The organism is Flavobacterium keumense (assembly GCF_029866485.1).
In the GTDB taxonomy this organism is placed as follows: domain Bacteria; phylum Bacteroidota; class Bacteroidia; order Flavobacteriales; family Flavobacteriaceae; genus Flavobacterium; species Flavobacterium keumense.
In genome coordinates this window covers 2,440,050-2,461,846 of sequence record NZ_CP092332.1, presented here as the reverse complement: position 1 = coordinate 2,461,846, position 21,797 = coordinate 2,440,050, and the positions used below count along the sequence as shown (strand labels likewise).

Below are 21,797 nucleotides of genomic sequence, written 5' to 3'. Positions count from 1 at the left end.
TTGAGTTAGGCTAATGTACGTGTTTTTTTTATCAACTTTTTCTAAAAACATCTTAAATAAATGTTATAAATGGAAGATTTTATAGGTCTGATGGGTTGATTTGACAATGCTTTCTGTTCGTTCAGGGTGGGTATCAGAAATAAAGAGTTGTCCAAAAGTGTCACTATTAACCATTTCTACAATTTTAGCTACACGACTTTCGTCCAATTTGTCAAAAATATCATCAAAAAGCAAAATAGGTTTTACCCCACTTTGTTTTTTCAAAAATTCAAATTGGGCTAATTTTAAAGCAATTAAAAATGATTTTTGTTGGCCTTGTGAACCAAATTTTTTGATGGGGTGCGAATCGATTTCAAATGATAAATCGTCTTTGTGAATTCCAACACTAGTATATTGCAAAGCACGATCTTTATTGATATTCTCTTGCAAGAGTATTATCAAGTCCTTCTCATATAAATGACTCTCATATACTAATTGAACCGTTTCTTGAGAATCGGTTATGGCTTGGTGGTGCTTGTTGAAAATAGGAATGAAATTTTCTATAAATGCTTTTCTTTTTTCAAAAATTTCATGTCCTAATTCGTTGAGTTGTTCATTATATATGGATAAAGTATCGTTTTCAAAGACGTGATTCAAGGCGAAGTATTTCAACAAAGCATTGCGCTGACTGATTACTTTTTGGTATTGAATGAGCTGTTGCAAATAAAGTGCGTCCAATTGTGAAATGACACTGTCCATGAACTTACGACGCGTTTCGCTTCCTTCGATGATTAAATCCCTGTCGGCTGGCGAAATAATCACTAAGGGAACAAAACCAATATGGTCTGAAAATTTGTCGTAAACTTTTCCGTTGCGTTTTAAGATTTTCTTTTGTCCTTTTTTCAGGCTACAAACAATTTGTTCGGCACGATTTTCTTTTTCCAGTTCGGCATCAATGACAAAAAACTCTTCGCCGTGTTTGATGTTTTGTACAGCAAGCGGATTGAAATAGCTTTTTCCGTACGATAGATGGTAAATTGCATCGAGTACATTGGTTTTTCCGATTCCGTTTTTTCCAACAAAACAATTGATTTTGGTGTCAAACTCGAAATTAGCTTCAGAAAAGTTCTTGTAATTGAATAATGAAATCTTTTTTAAATACATTTTTGTCTTGCTAGAATGAAGAATAGGGCTTGTTTAGAGCGCTTTTTCAAACTGCCCGCAAATTATTGAAAAATATCCATAAAATGCCTTTTAGATTTGAATAAAAATTTTATTTTTGCCACTCACTAAATTAAATTGAAATGGCCACTTATAATAAAAGAGGATATAAGACTCCAAAAGAGAAAGAAGTAAAAGAAGTTGTTGAAGACGTTCAGATTGATGAAAAAGACAGCACAACGGCAGGTGTTTTCTCAAAATTAGATGAAACTGCATCAAAAACAGAAGATTTTGTTGCTAAAAACCAAAAAGTAATTATTGGTTTTGTTGCTGCAATTGCTTTGGTAACGGTTGGGTATTTAGCATTTGAAAAATTTATTGCTACACCAAAAGAAGAAGAAGCTGCTAATGAAATGTTTGTGGCACAACAAAATTTCCAAAAAGCAACTGATGGAGTAGCGAGTGACTCTTTATATACATTGTCATTGAATGGTTCTGAAGGTAAATTCGGATTCATTAAAATTGCTGACGAATATGCAGGAACTGACGCAGGGAACTTGGCTAATTATTATGCTGGGATTGCTTACTTGAATACAGGTAAATATGCTGAAGCAATTGATTTCTTAAGTAAGTTTGAATCGAAAGATATGATCTTAGGTGCTTTGGCAAAAGGGGCTATTGGAGATGCTTACGCTCAAAAAAATCAACCACAACAAGCTTTAGAAAATTACATCAAAGCAGTAGAGTCAAGTAAAAATGATTTTACAACGCCTCGTTTCTTATTGAAAGCTGGTAAAACGGCTTTAGCTTTAGGGAAAAAAGAAGAAGCGTTGAAATATTTTACAGATATTAAAGATAATTATGATACTACTCCTGAAGCTGCTTCAGTAGATGTATTGATTGGATTGGCACAATAGTTCATTACCAAATAAACTTTAGGGTTAGCAATTATAATGCAATTAGATTTTGTCTAATTAGTTGTAATTTCTAACCTTTATTTTTATCTTTAACATAAACCTTTAAAAATCAAATACGATGGCTACCGAAAATAAAAATTTATCAGAATACGATAAAAATAGTGTGCCTGATGCACGCAACTTTCGTTTTGGGATTGTAGTGGCAGAATGGAATGAAACCATTACCGAAGGATTGTATAATGGTGCTTTTGCAGCGTTGATAGAAAATCAAGTTCCAGCTCAAAATATAATTCGTTGGAACGTACCTGGAAGTTTTGAATTAATCTATGGTGCCAAGAAAATGCTGCAAACACAAAATGTAGATGCGGTTATTGTAATTGGTTGTGTCATTCAAGGACAAACCAAGCATTTTGATTTTGTTTGCGAAGGTGTAACACAAGGGATTAAAGATTTGAATGTACAAACTGATATTCCCGTTATTTTTTGTGTGTTGACAGACAATACGATGCAACAGTCTATTGATAGAAGTGGTGGTATTCACGGAAATAAAGGAACCGAAGCAGCTATTGCAGCTATTAAAATGGCATTTATTCGTCAACAGGCTTCATTGTCTCATCAAATTGATAATCAACACTTATTAGGAAGTGGCGCCTTGCAAATTGAGAACAATCCATTGCAAATAGAAGAATAGTTACAATAATATACCTTAACAAACCTATACTATATAGTAAGTAGTATAGGTTTTTCTGTTTTTTTGTAATTACGGATGTTTTAAAACCAAGTATAAATTCCCTAAATTTGTGCTTTGTGGTTCAATCACAAACTAACCCCAACAATTAAATTTTTTTTGATGTCGAGTATTATTCAATTGCTTCCTGATCATGTTGCCAATCAAATTGCCGCTGGTGAAGTGGTACAACGACCGGCTTCGGTAGTGAAAGAGTTATTGGAAAATGCAGTAGATGCTAAAGCCACCGACATCAAGTTAATTATCAAAGATGCCGGAAAATCCTTGATTCAGGTGATTGATAATGGTGTGGGTATGAGCGTGACTGATGCGCGTTTGTGTTTTGAACGTCATGCGACCTCTAAAATTCGTCAGGCAGAAGATTTATTTTCTTTACATACCAAAGGATTTCGTGGCGAAGCTTTGGCTTCGATTGCAGCGATTGCTCATGTGGAGATGAAAACCAAGCAAGATCAGGAAGAATTGGGAACACATCTCATTATTGAGGGAAGTAAATTTGTCTCTCAAGAAGTAGCCGTTTTGCCTAAAGGAACTTCGTTTGCGGTTAAAAATCTGTTTTATAATATTCCGGCTCGACGTAATTTCTTGAAATCGGATATTGTGGAATACCGTCATGTTATTGATGAGTTTCAACGGGTTGCTTTGGCCCACCCCAATATTCATTTTACGTTTTACCACAACGGAAGCGAAATGTTCAATTTGCCTCAGTCGAATTTCAGACAGCGAATCGTCGCTATTTTTTCGGGTAAAACCAATGAAAAATTAGTGCCAGTTCAAGAAGAAACAGAACTAGTCGAAATCCAAGGATTTGTGAGCAAACCTGAATTTGCTAAAAAAAATAGGGGAGAACAATTCTTTTTTGTGAATGATCGATACATCAAAAGCGGTTATTTGCATCATGCGGTTATGGCGGCTTATGACGGAATTTTAAAAGATGGTGCGCAACCGAGTTATTTCTTGTTTCTATCAGTTCCTCCGCATACTATTGATATTAATATTCATCCAACTAAGACGGAGATCAAGTTTGACGATGAACAAGCTTTATATGCTATTTTAAGAGCGGCAATCAAACACAGTTTGGGGCAATTTAATGTCGCTCCCATTTTAGACTTTGATCGCGATGCTACTTTAGACACTCCGTACCATTATAAAGATTTGGAAGGGGTCATTCCAACTGTTCAGGTCGATGCTAATTTTAATCCGTTTGCAGAGACGCAACCTACAAAATCGTATTCAGGTTCTGGCTCCAATTATAAAAAAACAGAAATTGCTTCGAGTTGGGAAGGGCTGTATGTGGGATTGAAACAAGAAACCGAAACGTTTTCGGCTTCCAGTAATTTTAGTTTTGAAAATGAAGAAGTTACGTCTTCTTTGTTTGATTTAGAAGATGCAGAGCCAACCATACATAGAACGTATCAGATTCATAAAAAATACATTGTTTCGCCAATCAAATCAGGAATGGTGATTGTAGATCAACAACGTGCACATCAACGAGTTTTATATGAACAATTCTTGGTTAATATGACCGTGCATCAAGCATCGAGTCAGCAATTGTTGTTTCCGTTGAATTTGTATTTCTCTAAAAATGAGATGGAGTTAATTGCCGAATTGCAATTGTCTTTGATGAATACCGGATTTGTTTTTGAGGAAACTCAAAAAGATCATGTGGTTATTTCAGGTATTCCCGTTAATATTACTGAAAGCGAAGTTTCGTTAGTTTTGGAACAATTGTTGAGTGATTTGCAGGATGGTATTCCCGAAAGTAGTTTCAGCCAAAACGACACGATTGCCAAATCCATGGCGAAAAGTTTAGCAGTTAAAACAGGAAGTTATTTGACCGAAAAAGAACAAGAAAATTTGGTTAACGGATTGTTTGCTTGTAAGGAACCTAATGTTTCCCCTTTTCAAAAACCTACTTTCATTACGATGCGTGTGGAAGATATAGATAAAAAATTTGCCCTATGAGAAATGTGACTGAAACTGTTAAGCAGTTAATTATTATTAATATTTTGTTTTTTATCGGGACATTATTGGTATCAAGTCCTGCGTATCGATATTTAGCTTTATTTTTTCCTGAGAACCCAGATTTTAAAGCTTGGCAACCTATAACGTATATGTTTATGCACGGCGGATTCATGCATATTTTCTTTAATATGTTTGCGTTGTATTCGTTTGGGTCGGCATTGGAACTATTTTGGGGAAGCAAGAAGTTTTTGTTTTTCTACATTTCTTGTGGTTTGGGAGCAGCTTTGGTACATACAGGGATGAATTATTATCATTTTCAAGAAGGATTGAATACGTTGTTGTCTAATGGATTCTCGAAAACAGAGATTTTACAATTGTTAAATGAAGGTAAAATTGACACGAGATGGCAAGAATTATTGACGGTATCTCAATTTCAGAGTTTTACTAGTGCTTATGTAGGAACGGCTGTGGGAGCTTCGGGAGCAATTTACGGAATTATTGTTGCATTTGCATTTATGTTTCCTGAGGCAGAATTAGCCTTGATGTTTGTTCCTATTCCTATCAAAGCTAAATATTTTGTACCTGGTTTGGTATTGATAGATTTATATCTTGCTATCTCAGGTAAGTCTATTTTTGGTGGCGGTGGAATCGCTCATTTTGCTCATGTAGGAGGCGCTTTATTTGGGTTTATTATTATGTGGTATTGGAAAAAGAATCAGTTCAATTCTAATCGTTGGAATTAGTTCGACACGATTATAAATAGACGAATACATGAGTAGTATACTAGACGATTTAAAAATGCAGTATCAACTAGGAGGAGTAGCCTTTAGGCTTATCTTTTGGAATGTATTGTGTTTTCTCGTTTCGTTGCCGTTTTTCTATCAATTTCAGTTGGGCGTTTTTAATTTTCCCGATTGGATAGTATTGACTTCAGACCCAAGCGTATTGATTACAAAACCATGGACTTTAATTAGCTATGCTTTTTTTCATCATGGATTTGGGCATTTGTTTTTTAACATGATGGTGTTGCATTTCTCTAGTATGCTTTTCTTGACTTTTTTTAATTCCAAGCAATTTATAGGCTTGTATTTGTTAAGTGCTTTGTTTTCGGGGATTGCCTTTGTAACGGGTTATTATTTCTTGCATTTGAGTTCGGCTATGGTGGGTGCTTCTGGAGCTATAATGGCTATTTTAGTTGCTACCACGACCTATCGCCCTTTAATGACTATTCGATTATTATTTTTTGGCAACGTTAAATTGTGGCATATCACTATGGTAATCTTGGTCTTGGACTTTATGCAATTCCGAATTGAAAACACCGGTGGACATATTGCGCATCTTGCAGGTGCTTTTTTTGGATTTATTTTTATTAAATTGCTCCAAAATGGAATTGATTTAAGTCGAATATTAAATAACCCATTTCAAAAATCAAGACGCGCCCCTTTTAAAAAAGTACATAAAAATTACCCCAAATCGGCACCCAAACCGAGTTCAAGAATTGTTGTGAAGGATAAAACGCAGCAGCAAATAGACGAGATTTTGGATAAGATTAGCCAATCGGGTTACGATTGTTTGACTCAAGAAGAAAAAGAATTTCTGTTCAAAGCAGGTAAATAATTTCAGATACAACAAGAAGATGAAAAATCTTTCGTGGTTCAATAAAGGGATGTTTCTTTTGAATATAGTACTGACTGTAGTGACTTTCAGTGCGTATTTGTTGCCCTTTTTAGCCCCTAAAGCTTTTCCGTTGTTATCGGTTTTGACCTTGTTTATGCCTTTGTTTTTTGTATTTAATGCCTTGTTCTTTTTTTATTGGGGCGTCCAATTTAAAAAACGAATGATATTATCGGGCTTGGTACTGTTAATGGGCATTACTTTCATAAATAAATTTTATAAATTTTCTGCTAAAGAATTTCCAGAAAGCGAAAAGGATTTTACTGTGATGAGTTATAATGTTCGTTTGTTGAATGTATTCAAATGGATTGATAGAGACGATGTTCCCTCTCAAATTGTGAGTTTTATCAATGATAAAAATCCAGATATTTTGTGTATTCAAGAGTATTCTACTTCGGCAGGTATTGATTTGAAGGTGTATCCATACAAATATATTTTGATGGCAGGTGACCAAATTAAAACGGGGCAGGCTATTTTTTCTAAATTTCCTATTATCAATGAAGGGAATATTGTTTTTCCGAATTCGAATAATAATGTAATCTTTGCCGATATTAAGAAAGGAAAAGAAACCATTCGGGTGTACAATATGCATTTGCAATCCATTAAAATCTCCCCAGATGTTACTGAGATTAATGATGATATTAATGCAATAAATCAGAGTAAATCGCAAAAGCTTTTTAATAGAATCAGTAAGGCCTTCAAACAACAACAGCAACAAGCTGAATTGTTTAAAGAACACAAGAAGGATTGTCAATATCCTTTAATCATTTGTGGGGATATGAATAATAGTGCGTTTTCGTATGTGTACCGAAACATTAAAGGAAAATTAAGAGATAGTTTTGAAGAAGCCGGAAAAGGCTTTGGGGCTACCTATAAGTTTCGCTATTATCCAGCGCGTATCGATTATATTTTTGCGGATGAAAAGATGAAAGTCAAAAAGTTTGAAAGTTTTTCGAGTTTTGAAAATTCAGACCATTATCCTATTATGGCAAAACTTGCTTTTGAATAATTATTTTAGTAGCAGTTGTTGTGATTTCAAATAATCCAAAGCAAACTTTCCTTCGTTAAATACTAAATCCAATACGCTAAGATTGTTGATGAAACCAAATTTATCATCAAATACTTGAGTGTAACTTTCAAATTGCGAATGGTCTTTTTTTCCGTTGGCCAAAAAACGAAAATCAATTACTTCGCCTGAATTAATTTCATGAAAATATTCTGTTGTAGTCGAGTATGCAATTTTCATGCGAAGGCATCGGGTAATCAAATCAAATACTTCTAGATTCAAGTCCATTATAAACGAGTGTTTTTTTTCAAAAATAGGCAGTAAATCATCTTCAAAATATTCAAAGAAAGGAGAACTTCTATACGCTGCTTCTAAGGATTTGAAATGCTGTTTTTGCCAATCAAAATCATTTTCAATTTGAATGTCTTTTGTTTTTTGATGAGCTGTTTTAGAGTGTTTTACAGGGATATTCAATAGCTGAATTCCATTAGGACTGTATATATAGGTTCGGTTACGATTAGTTTGTTTTTGGAAATTATCTTCCATTTCAAAGGTCACTTTCTCGGCTTGTACGATAGCTGCAAAATGACTGATAGAAGGGAAGTAGGTAGGATGAATAAGAATGTTCATGAAAAATGTAGCAATTTTTTAATGTAACAATGTGAAAATGTAAGAATGGATAAATTGTTACATTTTCACATTGATCAATCGGTTATACTGATTTCTTTTTCTTCCAAAAATATTCTCCGATGAAATAGGCAACTAAAGCCAATAGGAACAATTTAAAATACGATTGTGGCTGCCCTTCTCCACTAACGGTAGTGAATAATCTATCCCAACGAACTTTTTTCAATCCTTTGGCATTGGAGTCCCAGCTCATCCAAATGAAGATTGGTTTCCCTACAATGTGGTTTTCAGGTACATATCCCCAGTAGCGGCTGTCTTCAGAGTTATGACGATTGTCTCCCATCATCCAATAGTAATTTTGTTGGAAGGTGTATGAGGTAGCAATTTTTCCGTTAATTCGAATTTCTTTACCGGTAACTTTTAAGTCATTTTTTTCGTAGTCGGTAATGATGGCTTTATAGAAGGGTAATGTTTCTACATTTAAAGCCACTGTTTTTCCTTGTTGCGGAATATAAATAGGTCCAAAATTATCGCGATTCCATTTGTTGACGTGTGGAAATATACCGGGTTCTACCTCTTTTGAAATGATTTTTTGCACCCCAGTAATTCCAGGAACATGCTTCAATCTTTCTGCATTAGCAGCAGTTAAAGCAGCTATGAATAGTGTGTCTCTTTTTTCGGCGTTCATAAAACCAGCTCCGTCAGTAACATCCATATCTTTCAAAAGATATTCAAAATCAATAGGCGTTTTACCATCTAAGGCTACTTTGTAAGAGAATTGAGGTTTTGCTCTTTCTGGCAAAATCAATTCTTTTCCATTTACGAATACAATTCCGTCTTTGATTTCTAATTGGTCTCCAGGAACTCCCACACAACGTTTTACATAGTTCGATTTTTTGTCAATCGGTTTGTCTACTCTCAATCCTGATTGGTCTCTGAATTTGTAAACTGTATCGACAGGCCAATTGAATACCACGATATCATTTCGCTCCACAGTTTGAAATCCAGGAAGTCTGAAATAAGGTAGCTGAGGCCAGTTAAGGTACGATTTCTTTTTGGTCAAAGGAATAGTGTCGTGTACCATTGGTAATGCCACGGTAGTCATTGGAGTTCTCGCTCCGTAATTGACTTTGCTTACAAATAAAAAATCGCCTACCAGTAACGATTTCTCTAATGAAGAAGTTGGAATGGTAAACGGCTGAATAAAGTAGGTGTGAACAAAAGTAGCTACTACAATGGCGAAAAGCAATGAGCCGACAGTGTCTGCAGTTTTGTTTACAGGTTCAGCACTTCTATTGGCAGTATAGTTTAATTTTTGGGTATAACTGACATACGCGATATACAAACCGAAAGTAGCGATTCCTAAGACTTTGTCTAAGGTGGAATTTTTGCCAAAACTACCTAAGGTTTCTACCCATACTACAGGAAATAAAATCAAGTTGATAATAGGTAAAAAAAGTAATATTGTCCACCATGTTGGGCGACCAATTATTTTGAATAAAACAATTGCATTATATACGGGAATAGCTGCTTCCCAAGCTTTTCTACCGGCACTTACGTACAATTTCCAAGTTCCTATGAAGTGAACTATTTGTATTAGTAAGAAAAAAATAAACCATTGTGATAGTGTCATAATCGTGTCATTTAAGTTCTAAAGTTTAGGATAAACTTTAAGAAATTATTTAAAATTTAATACGTCTTTCATTGTGAAAACTCCTTGTTTGCCAGCCAACCATTCGGCGGCAATTACAGCGCCTAAAGCAAACCCTTCGCGATTGTGAGCAGTATGTTTGATTTCGATGCTGTCTATTTCAGAATTATAGGTTACGGTATGTGTACCAGGAACATCGGCAGTTCGAACCGCTTCAATGTGAATTTCGTTTGTATTGGGTGTATCCAAAGTCCAATTCGTATACGCGCTATTTTCAATAACTCCTTTGGCTAATGAAATAGCAGTTCCACTTGGAGCATCTAATTTTTGGGTGTGATGAATTTCTTCCATAGCAACAGAATAGGAAGTGTATGGTGCCATTATTTTGGCTAAATAATCATTCAATTCAAAAAACAAGTTCACTCCTAAGCTAAAATTAGAACTAGAAATAAAACCTCCTTTTTTTTCCTGACAAAGGGCAATCATTTCGTCATAATGTTCTAACCAACCCGTGGTGCCAGAAACTACAGGAACATTGGCATGAAAACAACTCGAAATATTGTCAACAGCTGCCATTGGAACGCTAAAATCAATTGCTACATCTGCATTTGCAAGTCCGTCATAGGTATTGAACTCGTCTTTTTTCAAGACAATTTCGTGACCTCTTTCAAGGGCAATTCGTTCAATCACTTTTCCCATTTTTCCGTATCCTAAAAGTGCAATTTTCATTTTTTATATTTTTTTAAAATCCATTTAGAAGTTCCTTTATTTCCTTCTAAAAATTATAATTAAGAGTTAGTCCCACGTTGGCCTTAAATGTTACACCGTCGGGATATACAATTGGTTGTACAGATAATTTTTCATTTACATTAAATTGTATCAAAGCTGCATCTACATTGGCATCAATAATATTCAAAGCATAAAATCCTAAAACGAATAAAGAGGATAAATCTCTATTGCGTTGGTAGAATTTTTGTGCTGTGATTAGTCGATTGTTGTCAAGATAACTAAATTTATCATCGCTATAACCTTCTAATCGTCTTTTGTAAGCATCTCTATATTGATGGTATTTGTTATTGCTATCAATATAAAAATAGAGACTAGTTCCAATAGCACCATATACCAAAGGAATTTTCCAATATTTTTTATTGTAGGCTTGACCTAAACCGGGTAATACAGCCGAATAAAAAGCGGCTTTAGCTGGGGTTAAAGGATCGATATTATTCGATTTCAAGCTGTCTTTTACTGCTTTTTGGGTAACGGCTTTAGTTTGTGCAAAAACGACGGTGTTTCCCAGAAATAAAAAGAAAATAGCTATGAAAAGAGTTTTATGCACTATCCTTTGATTAATTTGACAATTCTATTGAAGTCTTCTTCAGAGTGAAAAGGAATGGTAATTTTACCCTTGCCATTTCCTGCTACTTTGATGTCTACTTTGGTTCCAAAATAGTCTGCAAATTTATTTTTATCGCTTGGAGTCACTTCAAAAGAAGCTGATTTGGCTTTAGTCGCTGGTTTAGGCTTCAAACTTTCTTGATAATTTTTTACTAAAGCCTCTGTATCGCGAACGGATAAATTTTGACTTACAATTTTTTGGTAAATATCAGTTTGAACATCTAAATCTTCAATGTTGATAATAGCACGACCATGCCCCATACTGATAAACCCATCGCGAATACCAGTTTGGATAATTGGGTCTAGTTTTAGCAAGCGCAAATAATTGGCAATTGTAGAGCGTTTTTTACCTACGCGCTCACTCATTTGTTCTTGAGTTAATTCAATTTCGTCCATCAAGCGTTGGTACGAAAGTGCAATCTCAATAGGATCTAAGTCGTGACGTTGGATGTTTTCCACCAAGGCCATAACCAAGGATTCGTTGTCATTTGCAATTCGGATATAGGCCGGAATTGTTTTTAAACCCACTAAGGTAGAAGCACGTAAACGACGCTCTCCCGAAATTAATTGGTACTTATTGAATTCTAATTTTCGTACAGTAATAGGCTGAATTACACCTAATTCTTTGATAGAAGTGGCTAATTCTTTTAATGATTCTTCATTGAAATTACTTCTTGGCTGAAAGGGATTGATTTCAATTGAATCAAGTTCAAGTTCAATAATATTTCCTACAACTTTATCCGCATTTTTATCATGTACCGATTTGATATCGTTTTCTGGATCTTTTAATAGTGCAGATAATCCTCTTCCCAAGGCTTGTTTTTTTATTGCTTTTGCCATACAATTAATTGCTGTTTTTTTGGATTACTTCTTGTGCTAAATGCAAGTAATTGGTAGCACCTTTACTTGTTGCATCATAGTTAATAATGCTTTCGCCAAAACTAGGCGCTTCGCTTAATTTTATATTTCTTTGGATGATGGTTTCAAATACCATATCGTTAAAATGTTTTTGTACTTCTTCAACTACTTGGTTGGATAAACGTAAACGCGAATCAAACATGGTTAGCAAAAGTCCTTCAATATCGAGTTCTGGATTGTGGATTTTTTGAATACTTTTAATAGTGTTCAATAATTTCCCTAAACCTTCTAACGCAAAATATTCGCATTGAATTGGAATGATAACAGAATTAGAAGCAGTAAGAGCATTAAGTGTTAGCAATCCCAAGGATGGGGCACAATCAATAATGATAAAATCATAGTGCTCTTTCACGCTTTCTAGTGCTGTTTTGAGCATGTATTCTCTGTTTTCTTTGTCAACCAATTCAATTTCGATGGCAACCAAGTCAATATGAGCAGGAATTACGTCTACATTCGGAGCCGAACAACTGATGATGGCTTCTTTTGGTGAATGGCTATGTTCTAAAATTTGGTACGTACCAATTTCAACTGATTCAACATCAATTCCTAATCCCGATGTGGCATTGGCTTGAGGATCAGCATCGATTAGTAATACTTTTTTTTCTAGAACACCCAAGGAAGCAGCAAGATTTACTGATGTAGTAGTCTTTCCAACTCCTCCTTTTTGATTGGCAATAGCAATGATTTTACCCATTTATTTTTTTAAATTTTGAATGGTAAAAATACAATTATTTATTGTTTCTGAAAATCTATTTTGTTAACATTTGTTATGACTTGATTTATTGTCATTTAATGTTCATTTAAAGCTTGTTTTATTTAGATTCAGCTGTTTTTTGGTGAGGAACTAAAAAAGAAAAATCCTTTTTGCATTGCAAGAAGGATTTTGTCGGGGTGGCAGGATTCGAACCTGCGGCCTCCTGCTCCCAAAGCAGGCGCGATAACCGGGCTACGCTACACCCCGTAACAGCGCTGCAAATATACTATTAATTTTTATTTTAGCAAGTTAAAATGATAAATAGGAAGCGATTATTTTTTAATAAGTAAAAATGATATTTTTTTGATGAATATTTTTAATTTAAAATTACCTTTGTCATTCAGAAAAAAAATACAATTATGTCAGATACAATCGAAAAAATCAAATGTCTTATAATAGGTTCTGGACCAGCGGGTTATACGGCTGCTATTTATGCAGCAAGAGCCAATATGAATCCGGTTTTATACCAAGGAATGCAACCAGGTGGGCAATTAACTACTACTAACGAAGTAGAAAATTTTCCAGGTTATGTGGATGGAGTAACAGGGCCAGAAATGATGATGCAATTGCAAGCACAAGCACAACGCTTTGGTGCTGATATTCGTGATGGATGGGCTACTAAAGTTGATTTTTCGGGATCAGTTCACAAGGTTTGGATTAATGATACGATTGAATTGCATTGTGAAACGGTAATTATTTCTACAGGCGCTTCGGCAAAATATTTAGGATTGCCTTCAGAACAGCATTATTTAAAAATGGGCGGAGGTGTTTCTGCTTGCGCGGTTTGTGATGGATTTTTCTACAGAAATCAAGAGGTGGTTATTGTTGGAGCAGGGGATTCGGCTTGTGAAGAAGCGCATTACTTATCTAAATTGTGTAAAAAAGTGACTATGTTGGTGCGTAGTGAAAAATTCAGAGCTTCTAAAATTATGGAAGAACGTGTTCGCGCTACAGAGAACATTACTATCTTAATGAATCACGACACAGTAGAAGTGTTGGGAGACGAACAAGTGGTGACAGGTATTAAAGTGAGAAATAAAACGACTGACGAAATTTTTGAAATTCCAGCGACAGGTTTCTTTGTAGCTATTGGACACCAACCGAATACAACTATTTTCAAAGACTATATTACGCTTGATGAAACAGGATATATTGTGAATACTCCAGGTACTTCAAAAACAAATGTAGCAGGAGTTTTTGTAGCTGGAGATGCGGCAGATCATGTGTATCGCCAAGCGATTACGGCTGCGGGTACAGGTTGTATGGCAGCTTTGGACGCAGAACGTTATTTGGCAGCCAAAGGTCATTAATGCCGTTTTATACTTATAAAAAAAGTCCCATTTTGGGACTTTTTTTATGATTATTTTTATTTTTTTGAAGCAGGTTTTTTGAATAATTTGGCTTCTCCAGCAAGTTTCCGAATTTCTATTTTGGGGTCACCATACAACTCGATTTCGGTTTTGTCAGTTGCTTCAATGTTAATGTTGTTTTCGGCAAATAGTTTACAAGAAGCGCTTTCTTCAATTATAAGGTCGGTATTTTTACTATTAAAATTACGTGCGTTGAGTTCTGCTGAATTACCTAAGCGAAAGGCGGTATTATTCGCATCCCCCTCTATAGTGGCAGTTGCTTTTTGGTACAAGTCACATTTAAGATCAGTACTATTGATGAGCGCTTTTAATGTAGCATTCTTGCTTAGTTCAATAAAAGTACTTTCTCCTTTTAGATTAAGTTCTGTTTTTGATTTGTCGTTCGCTTGAAGAATGAAATTTTTAGAATTTGCATTTAAAAAAAGTTTGGAACGATCAAAGGTTTTGAAAGTGATGTTTTCTAAAACAATTTCTTGTATGGCATTGACAACTGATTCGTCTTTGGTAGTTACCAGGTTCAAATCATTAGTGTACTTTATTGTAACGGATAGTTTTTTGAATCCTTGGGCTTCTTTGCTCGTTGCAAGCATTAAGATATTATCTTGCACTTCTAAGGTAATGATATCATGCAAATTATCATCAGCTTCAATTTTAATTTCGTTTTTATCTCCTTTTTCTAAATTGATTTCTAGATTATCTTCTATTTCAATGGCGTTGAATGCTTTGACTTCTTTTGTGGTGGATGTGACTACCTTAGATCCTCTTATTTTTTCGGCTTTTTGTGCTAAAAGCAGTGTTGATGAAAAAAGGAGCATAATAATTGAAAGGTAGATTCTTGGTTTCATAGTTAGTTGGTTTTATACAAATATAAAAAAATCATTCACTTGTGATGAATGATTTATCTTATTTTGAAATGAGTTGACTTTAGTCTAATTGGATACTACCGCCAGAACTTGCTTTTTGATTGATGGTTTTGGGGGTGGTGTTATAATTAATCGATGCGCCACTCGAAGCCTCCGCTTTCAAACTAACAATAGGATGGATTTCGATATTAGATCCGCTCGATGCATCAGCACTGACTTCGTTTACAAATAATCGAAAACATTTGTTAGCACTTCCACTAGAGGCTTTGGCGATTAATTTTAATGCTAATCCTTTTAACTTAATTGTACTTCCGCTACTGGAGTTAGTGCTAATTGTATCTATTTCAATGCCGTCTAAATTTATAGTTGCAGCACTTGAAGTTTTAAGATAGAGCTGGTTTCCTTTTAATGCGTTTACGTTGGTTATACTAGAAGCGCTAGAAGCCTCTAATCCCTCAATTATTGGCATTTTTACTCGTACTTTACGTGTACCATTGTGAATGCTGATATATGATTTATTTGCAATGATCAACTTACCATTCTTAACTTCGGTTACAATTGTGTTTTGAAGATTATCATCTGCTTCCACCACAACTTCAGTCTTGTCTGATTGTTCGATGATTAATTCGATTGCGCTGCTTACATCAATATTTGTAAACTTCTCTGGTATTGTTCTGTTCTCGGTTGTGATTCGTCCACTACCTTTGACGCTATTATAGTCAAAATGACAGGAACTAAAAAACAGTGCAGTAAGTACGATTACAATAATTTTGGTAATCCAAGTGATGATTTTTATCATAGCTATTATTTTTTTATAATTACACCTTCTTTATTTATGGTTAGCCCTTTTTTTGACGATTGATTCACGGTTACAACTTCTCCATTGACTTTAACCGTTGTGGTAACAATGGTATCGTTACCAGTGATATCCTCTGTAATTCCTGTCTCAACATCACCGTATTCGTTTTCATTTTCTGGACAGTTTAAACATTTCACCTGTGTTGTATTTACTTTGTAAATGTAATCATTAGAACTGAAATGCAGATTAAAAAACTCATCGTCAGATTCATCATAATGCTGAACAGATTCATCAACTTTAAATAAAGTTCCTTCAGGTAAGTACAAATAAATAGCTACTTCTTGATCTCGAAATTTATCTTTTATACTACTTAATAAATAATTATCTAAAAGTAACTGATTCCTTTCTAATTTAAAGCCGTACTGAATTTTTTCGGCTCGTTTTTTAGCTTCTTGGAAAGACGCTCCTCTAGCCATTCTTTCAATTTGGATAAAAGGTGCTTTTTCGTCTGTTTTTAAAATTTCAAATCGAATATTATTAGAGTAAATTAATTGGTTGTTTGAGGCATCTTGCACAAACCTAAAATTATCATTATCATCAATATCTTTAGTGTAGTATTCGTTGTATTTGAACTTAATTTGAAGTGTGTCAGTAGATTGGATATTCAAATTCTCTTTTTGAACGGTCTTGCCTTCATAAGCTACTTCGGAAGCTTGTTGAATTCCAATAGAAATTAGTGCAGCAATGGCAAGAATCCATAATGCTAGCAAGGTGTATTTTGCAATACTTCCGATAGATTTTATGTTAGGTGATAGCAATCTAAATCCTAACAAAGTCAAGAAAAAGAATGGGATTCCCACCGCTAAAAACATTAGTAAACCAAATACCCAAATAGGATAATCTGTAAAGTTTCCTGCATTGATAAACTCAGTCCATGGGAATTCTATAAAAATTCCGGTGCCCAAAGTAAAAATGCCAACAAATAAGAAAAATAAAACAGTAAGTCCTGTAATTATTAGAATAACTCCTAAAAACTTTGCAAAAACTTTGAACATATTGGTTATGATTTCGCTTAACGAGCCTGCTAATTTGTCGGCTCCAGTTTTGATTTGGTTACCAAATTTATCATAATCGACATTTTTAAATTTCTCAGAAACTGAATCAAATTCTTCTCGAACCTTTTTCTCAATACTAGATATTGTTACGGGTTCGCCTGTCATTTCTAGTTTTTCTGAAGTAGTTTTTGCTTCAGGTGTAGCAATCCATAGAATTATATAGGCTAAAACTCCAGTTCCAGCTCCAAATAGAAGTAATAGCATTATCACTCGAATCCACACCACATCAATACCAAAGTAATGTCCTAATCCAGCAGCCACCCCACCGATCATACCTTTATCTTTATCTCGGTACAATTTTTTCGATTTTTTATACGCAGTGTATCTGGTTTCACTTTGAGGCTCGTCTTCAATGATGTAGTCTTCTGGTTGTCCCATTACGGCAATCATTTCATCAATTTCTTTTAACCCAATCACATGTTTATCAGAAAGTAATTTTTCACCTAATAATTCAGATACACGCATTTCGATGTCTTTGATTATTTCATCTTGTCCTGATGAATTATTCAAAGAACGTTTGATTGCATCAAAATAGCGCGATAATTTTTGATACGCATCTTCGTCAATGTGGAATACAATTCCGCCTAAATTTATAGTTACAGTTTTATTCATGACTATTCGTTTTGATTAGTGATTAAGTTTACAGCATTTGATAATTCCATCCAAGTGCCATTCAATTCATTTAAAAAAGCTTGTCCATCTTCGGTCAAACCATAATATTTTCTTGGCGGTCCAGAAGTTGATTCTTCCCAACGGTAGTCTAACAAACCATCATTTTTTAATCGGGTTAAAAGTGGATAAATCGTTCCCTCCACGACCAATAATTTAGCGTTTTTCAAGGTATCTAATATCTCGGAGGTATAGGCATATTTCTCTTTCAAAACCGAGAGGATGCAAAACTCGAGAACCCCTTTACGCATCTGGGCTTTAGTGTTTTCTATGTTCATTTCTTTTTGTTTTTTTGTTAAGGAGCTGTTTCCCGCTTTCCATTACAATCTTTTTATTTCGCTGTGCTCCATAAAAAGGATTTTCATTGCAATCGGGGCTAGGAGTACACTTTATTTCATGAATTTTATGGTTAAGGGATAGCTGTAGGATTCTCCGTTAGCCGTTTTAACCGAAGCTTGAATAATCAAAAAAAACTCGACTATTTTTAAGCAAACTAAAAAGAATATGGCAATGAAACCCGTACTAATTAACCCTGTACTTTCTCCAAAATTAATGTGTTCTATTCTAAAATTTCGATATTGAATCAGTTCGGATAATGGAAGATGTTGTAAAAAAACAATCAAGAATACCGGAACGATGATAGCACCCAAAATCAACGAGTACAATAAAACGCTCAATTGAAAATTCAAACTTTGCTTTCCATTAGCATCAATAAAATCGGATTGGTCTTTTTTTGAACTCCAAATAATGATAGGTAGCACAAAATTTCCCAACGGAAAACAATACTGACTTAACGCACTTAAGTGTGTCAAGGCAGCCCAATTTTTTTCTGAATTTGTTAGCATAATACGAGTATATAGTAATTTCTTATGCAAATATATATCTAAAAAACAGTATCTTGCTTTACATAGTAGTAAATATTAACATAATATTAACATTTTAAAATCAAGTATTTTTAATTTATTTATCTTTAAATCAAATTGTTAGTAGTGTTTTTGATGCGAGATATAAAATCCAATTCAATTTATTATTTTTACTAAAAATTACTTTTATGACATTTACAGCATCTAAACTGAATCGATTTTTGTTGTTTAAATTGCCTTCGGCTTACTTTTGCGGAGTCCGAGTACAAACCATAGACGCTAATCAATGTGTAGTTTCGGTAAAACACCGTTGGATCAATCAAAATCCGTTTCAGTCCATGTATTTTGCAGTTCAAGCCATGGGGGCTGAGTTGAGTACGGGTGCTTTAGTGATGTATCATATTCAAAAAAGCGGTCGTAAGATATCGATGTTGGTAGCCAATAATAAGAGTAATTTTACTAAGAAAGCAACAGGACGTATTACGTTTACCTGCAATGACGGTCATTTAATTGAAGCTGCGATTCAAAAAACTATTGCTACAGGCGAAGGACAAACTTTTTGGATGAAATCCATTGGAATGAATGAACAAGGAGTTCAGGTTTCTGAAATGGATTTTGAATGGAGTATTCGTGTGAAATAAAAAAAGCCTCTTTTTAAGAGGCTTTTGTATTGGAATCTTAATTGATTATTTTTTTGCACAACATTTTTTGCCAGATGCAGTTTCCATTTTAGCATCGCATTTTTTCCCTTCTGCTTTGCATTTGGCTTTGCATTTAGCCACTTCGTCAGCACTCATTTTTTTATCGTGCTTCATGGTTACACTCATTTCTTTTTTCTCTTGTTTTGTTTCTTGAGCATTCATACTTACAGTAAACAAAGCCAAGGCTAGAATAGCTACTACTTTTTTCATAATTTTATTTTTTATCTGTTTTATTTTTAGTTTTCAATCTCTTACAAAGATAAAATAAATTTCAAGATTGATTTTTAAAATAAAGTTAATGTTTGCTTAAATCCATTATTGGTTAAAATACTTTTTTCTCCACCAAAACGCGACATTCACTAAAGTAATTAAAGCTGGAACTTCTACTAATGGTCCAATCACACCCGCAAAAGCCTGTCCACTATTAATGCCAAAAACACCAATGGCAACGGCAATTGCCAATTCGAAATTATTCCCAGAAGCGGTAAATGATAGGGCTACGGCATCACGATAATTAGCGCCAATTTTTTTGCTCACAAAAAACATTAATGTAAACATAATGGCAAAGAAAATTACTAGAGGTAAAGCGATGCGAAGTACGTCCAAAGGTAAATAAACAATCATTTCTCCTTTTAAACTGAACATCACTACAATGGTGAACAATAAGGCAATCAGGGTAATGGGAGACACAAAAGGAAGGAATTGTTGGTTGAACCATTTGTCGCTAATGAATTTTTTAATAGCATAGCGACTAGTTACCGCTAATACAAAAGGGATGCCTAAATAGATTCCGACGGTTTGTGCAATTTCAGCAATAGTAATGTTCAGCGCTAAGCCTTTGATGCCAAAAAGAGGCAACATAATCTCTAGATAGAAATAGGCATACAAACTGAAGAAAAAAACTTGCAAAAGACTATTAATCCCTATTAATCCTGCGGTAAGTTCGCGGTTACCTTCGGCGAGTTCGTTCCAAACAATAACCATAGCAATACAAGGAGCTAGCCCAATGATGATTAAGCCTGTCATATATTCGGGATAATCTCTTAAGAATAAAATCGCTAATGAAAACATCAAAAATGGCCCTACAATCCACGTAATAAAAATGGAAGCGGTAAGGAGTTTTGGTTTTTCAAACATTTGAGGAACTTTTGAAAAGTCAATTTTAATCAAAGGCGGATACATCATTAAAATCAACCCGATAGCCAAAGGAATATTGGTCGTTCCAGTAGAAAAAGAATTAATAAAATTAGCGGTATTTGGGATAAAGTAACCAATAGCAACACCAACTAGCATGGCTAAAAATATCCATAGGGTTAAAAACTGGTCTAAAAAATTAAGTCTTTTTTTCATATATGTTAATGTTATTTGTCAGCGGTCCTATATGTTATCGCTTCTATCTATTGATTTTGCTATCGCAAACTAGTTTTAGTAGCGATTTCATGGTTCATTATAATGCACGAAGCAATCTCATTTATTGTTAATTAAAATACCTACAAGGTTTTTATAACCTTACAGGATAGTTGATTTTCGAAAAAACATAATACAGTTCTGAAGCAATTTCCAAGCTACGCTCAGCATATTTTGCATTCATTACGTTGGTTCCGTCGAAGGCTTTAGGATCGTTGTAGCGAATGGGTAAACGTTTTTCAGCTCCTGCAATGAAGGGACAACCTGCATCGGCAGAGGAACACGTCATAATGGCTGCAAAGGCACTGTTCGGATTGAAAGCGTCATCAAATGTTTTTGAAAAACAAATGATAGCCGCTTCATTTTCGTCGTATTTTACAGCATATACAGGATTTTTGTCACTATTTAATTGTTGAATTTGAAATCCTTGATTAACTAATGTTTCGCCTACTTTAGGAAACATGGCGGTAGCTTCTGTTCCGCCCGAATAGCAGAATATATTTTTAATTCCGAAGTGAAATGCCATCGTTTGCGCCCAAATTTGAGATAAATGACTACGCCTTGAATTGTGTGTACAAATAAAGTTCAAACGAATCGGTTGCTGCGTGTCGATTTTAGTTTGTATATAGTCAATTAAAGCTTGGAGGATTTCTTTTCGTTCATCGGAAAGAGTAGTATTAGAAATGCCTTCTATAGTTGTAGTTAAGTTTTGGAACATGTTCTATTTATTTTGATTTAACAACAATTGGAATCAGGTGTGCAACATGAAGTAGCTTTTGTTTTCCATTGTCCTACTTTAGGCTGTGATTGAGTTTCAGGAATACCACAATTGTCTTTGGCTAGACAATCAGTTAATTTAGAGGTTAATTGAAAATGAGATCCGTCAAATTCTAATCCGAATTTACCAATGCTGTCTTTCATTTGGTATTCGACTTCGATTTCTAAATCAGGAAGTGCCAATGTTTTTTCTGATAATTCAATGATGCTAATTAGTTTTTCGGGCTGCAAACGATGGTCGTAATCATTAGCTTCCCATAGTTGAAAATTAGCCACTTCTTCTGTTCGAACTGTGCCGCCACAGTCGATGAAATGTTTGGTCACTTTTCCTACTTCTGTCACATGAAAGTGAGGTGCTACGAGTTGGCCATTTGGTAATTGAAAAGCAATAGTGGATGCTTTTTTTAGTTCGGATTTAATTGCTGAAAGTGTCATAGT

At 34.7% G+C, this 21,797-nt stretch carries 24 protein-coding genes and 1 tRNA gene; 8 read left to right on the top strand and 17 right to left on the bottom strand.

The features are described from left to right. Positions 1–63: 63 nt before the first annotated feature. Complete coding sequence (gene recF / locus MG292_RS10965) at positions 64–1,143, bottom strand: DNA replication/repair protein RecF (RefSeq protein ID WP_264532687.1); 1,080 nt, start codon at positions 1,141–1,143, stop codon at positions 64–66. Positions 1,144–1,283: 140 nt separating this feature from the next. On the opposite strand from recF, the gene MG292_RS10960 reads away from it, so the two are divergent. The 6 genes from MG292_RS10960 (at position 1,284) to MG292_RS10935 (ending at position 7,453) form a co-directional block, all read left to right on the top strand. Continuing rightward, entirely contained in the window at positions 1,284–2,057 is a 774-nt protein-coding gene (locus MG292_RS10960) for a tetratricopeptide repeat protein (protein WP_264532688.1), read from the top strand. Between the two features lie 118 nt (positions 2,058–2,175). Further along, entirely contained in the window at positions 2,176–2,748 is a 573-nt protein-coding gene (gene ribH / locus MG292_RS10955; RefSeq protein WP_264532689.1) for a 6,7-dimethyl-8-ribityllumazine synthase, read from the top strand. A gap of 159 nt (positions 2,749–2,907) precedes the next feature. After that, positions 2,908–4,770, top strand: coding sequence for a DNA mismatch repair endonuclease MutL (mutL, locus tag MG292_RS10950; protein ID WP_264532690.1), 1,863 nt, complete (start codon positions 2,908–2,910; stop codon positions 4,768–4,770). After that, positions 4,767–5,513: a rhomboid family intramembrane serine protease gene (locus MG292_RS10945; RefSeq protein WP_264532691.1), complete on the top strand. Its 747-nt coding sequence runs from the start codon at positions 4,767–4,769 to the stop codon at positions 5,511–5,513. The genes mutL and MG292_RS10945 overlap by 4 nt, the downstream gene beginning before the upstream one ends. Positions 5,514–5,541: 28 nt before the next feature. After that, positions 5,542–6,387: a rhomboid family intramembrane serine protease gene (locus MG292_RS10940; RefSeq protein ID WP_264532692.1), complete on the top strand. Its 846-nt coding sequence runs from the start codon at positions 5,542–5,544 to the stop codon at positions 6,385–6,387. A 19-nt stretch (positions 6,388–6,406) separates the two neighbouring features. Beyond that, positions 6,407–7,453, top strand: a complete 1,047-nt coding sequence (locus MG292_RS10935; protein WP_264532693.1) for an endonuclease/exonuclease/phosphatase family protein — start codon at positions 6,407–6,409, stop codon at positions 7,451–7,453. Here MG292_RS10935 and MG292_RS10930 read toward each other — a convergent pair whose 3' ends face one another. The 7 genes from MG292_RS10930 to MG292_RS10900 all read right to left on the bottom strand — a co-directional run bounded on the left by MG292_RS10930 (position 7,454) and on the right by MG292_RS10900 (position 13,002). Beyond that, positions 7,454–8,080, bottom strand: coding sequence for a WbqC family protein (locus MG292_RS10930; protein ID WP_264532694.1), 627 nt, complete (start codon positions 8,078–8,080; stop codon positions 7,454–7,456). 82 nt (positions 8,081–8,162) lie between these two features. Beyond that, on the bottom strand, positions 8,163–9,710 hold the full coding sequence (gene lepB / locus MG292_RS10925) for a signal peptidase I (protein WP_264532695.1): 1,548 nt from the start codon (positions 9,708–9,710) through the stop codon (positions 8,163–8,165). Positions 9,711–9,755: 45 nt separating this feature from the next. Continuing rightward, positions 9,756–10,457, bottom strand: a complete 702-nt coding sequence (dapB, locus tag MG292_RS10920) for a 4-hydroxy-tetrahydrodipicolinate reductase (RefSeq protein WP_264532696.1) — start codon at positions 10,455–10,457, stop codon at positions 9,756–9,758. A gap of 46 nt (positions 10,458–10,503) precedes the next feature. Next, positions 10,504–11,064, bottom strand: coding sequence for a DUF5683 domain-containing protein (locus MG292_RS10915; RefSeq protein WP_264532697.1), 561 nt, complete (start codon positions 11,062–11,064; stop codon positions 10,504–10,506). Further along, the gene (locus tag MG292_RS10910; RefSeq protein WP_264532698.1) at positions 11,064–11,963 is read right to left on the bottom strand and encodes a ParB/RepB/Spo0J family partition protein; all 900 of its coding nucleotides are present in this window, start codon (positions 11,961–11,963) and stop codon (positions 11,064–11,066) included. Before MG292_RS10910 ends, MG292_RS10915 begins: the two co-directional genes overlap by 1 nt. A 4-nt stretch (positions 11,964–11,967) precedes the next feature. Further along, entirely contained in the window at positions 11,968–12,735 is a 768-nt protein-coding gene (locus MG292_RS10905; protein WP_264532699.1) for a ParA family protein, read from the bottom strand. A 192-nt stretch (positions 12,736–12,927) separates the two neighbouring features. After that, positions 12,928–13,002, bottom strand: a tRNA-Pro gene (locus MG292_RS10900). 152 nt (positions 13,003–13,154) lie between these two features. Here MG292_RS10900 and trxB point away from each other — a divergent pair. Next, positions 13,155–14,105, top strand: coding sequence for a thioredoxin-disulfide reductase (trxB, locus tag MG292_RS10895; protein ID WP_264532700.1), 951 nt, complete (start codon positions 13,155–13,157; stop codon positions 14,103–14,105). Between the two features lie 56 nt (positions 14,106–14,161). Here the strand turns inward: trxB and MG292_RS10890 are convergent, their stop codons facing one another. The 5 genes from MG292_RS10890 to MG292_RS10870 form a co-directional block, all read right to left on the bottom strand. Then, positions 14,162–15,010, bottom strand: coding sequence for a GIN domain-containing protein (locus MG292_RS10890; protein ID WP_264532701.1), 849 nt, complete (start codon positions 15,008–15,010; stop codon positions 14,162–14,164). 79 nt (positions 15,011–15,089) lie between these two features. Further along, positions 15,090–15,827 carry a head GIN domain-containing protein gene (locus tag MG292_RS10885; protein ID WP_264532702.1) on the bottom strand — a complete coding sequence of 246 codons (738 nt, stop codon included), beginning with the start codon at positions 15,825–15,827 and terminating at the stop codon, positions 15,090–15,092. Positions 15,828–15,832: 5 nt separating this feature from the next. Next, a complete protein-coding gene (locus MG292_RS10880; protein WP_264532703.1) occupies positions 15,833–17,554 on the bottom strand; it encodes a PspC domain-containing protein in 1,722 nt (573 codons plus the stop codon). A gap of 2 nt (positions 17,555–17,556) precedes the next feature. Further along, positions 17,557–17,889, bottom strand: coding sequence for a PadR family transcriptional regulator (locus MG292_RS10875; protein ID WP_264532704.1), 333 nt, complete (start codon positions 17,887–17,889; stop codon positions 17,557–17,559). Between the two features lie 111 nt (positions 17,890–18,000). Then, entirely contained in the window at positions 18,001–18,456 is a 456-nt protein-coding gene (locus tag MG292_RS10870; RefSeq protein WP_264532705.1) for a DUF4870 domain-containing protein, read from the bottom strand. Between the two features lie 206 nt (positions 18,457–18,662). Between MG292_RS10870 and MG292_RS10865 the strand changes: the two genes are divergently transcribed. After that, positions 18,663–19,115, top strand: a complete 453-nt coding sequence (locus tag MG292_RS10865; protein WP_264532706.1) for a DUF4442 domain-containing protein — start codon at positions 18,663–18,665, stop codon at positions 19,113–19,115. Positions 19,116–19,160: 45 nt separating this feature from the next. On the opposite strand, the gene MG292_RS10860 is transcribed toward MG292_RS10865, so the two are convergent. From MG292_RS10860 to MG292_RS10845, 4 genes are all read right to left on the bottom strand, one after another. Then, on the bottom strand, positions 19,161–19,385 hold the full coding sequence (locus tag MG292_RS10860; RefSeq protein ID WP_264532707.1) for a hypothetical protein: 225 nt from the start codon (positions 19,383–19,385) through the stop codon (positions 19,161–19,163). A 105-nt stretch (positions 19,386–19,490) separates the two neighbouring features. Then, positions 19,491–20,525, bottom strand: coding sequence for an ACR3 family arsenite efflux transporter (gene arsB, locus MG292_RS10855; RefSeq protein ID WP_264532708.1), 1,035 nt, complete (start codon positions 20,523–20,525; stop codon positions 19,491–19,493). 151 nt (positions 20,526–20,676) lie between these two features. Beyond that, on the bottom strand, positions 20,677–21,300 hold the full coding sequence (locus tag MG292_RS10850; RefSeq protein ID WP_264532709.1) for an arsenate-mycothiol transferase ArsC: 624 nt from the start codon (positions 21,298–21,300) through the stop codon (positions 20,677–20,679). Positions 21,301–21,317: 17 nt separating this feature from the next. Continuing rightward, positions 21,318–21,794 (bottom strand): DUF6428 family protein, encoded by a 477-nt coding sequence (locus MG292_RS10845; RefSeq protein WP_264532710.1) that lies wholly within the window; start codon positions 21,792–21,794, stop codon positions 21,318–21,320. Positions 21,795–21,797 lie beyond the last annotated feature (3 nt).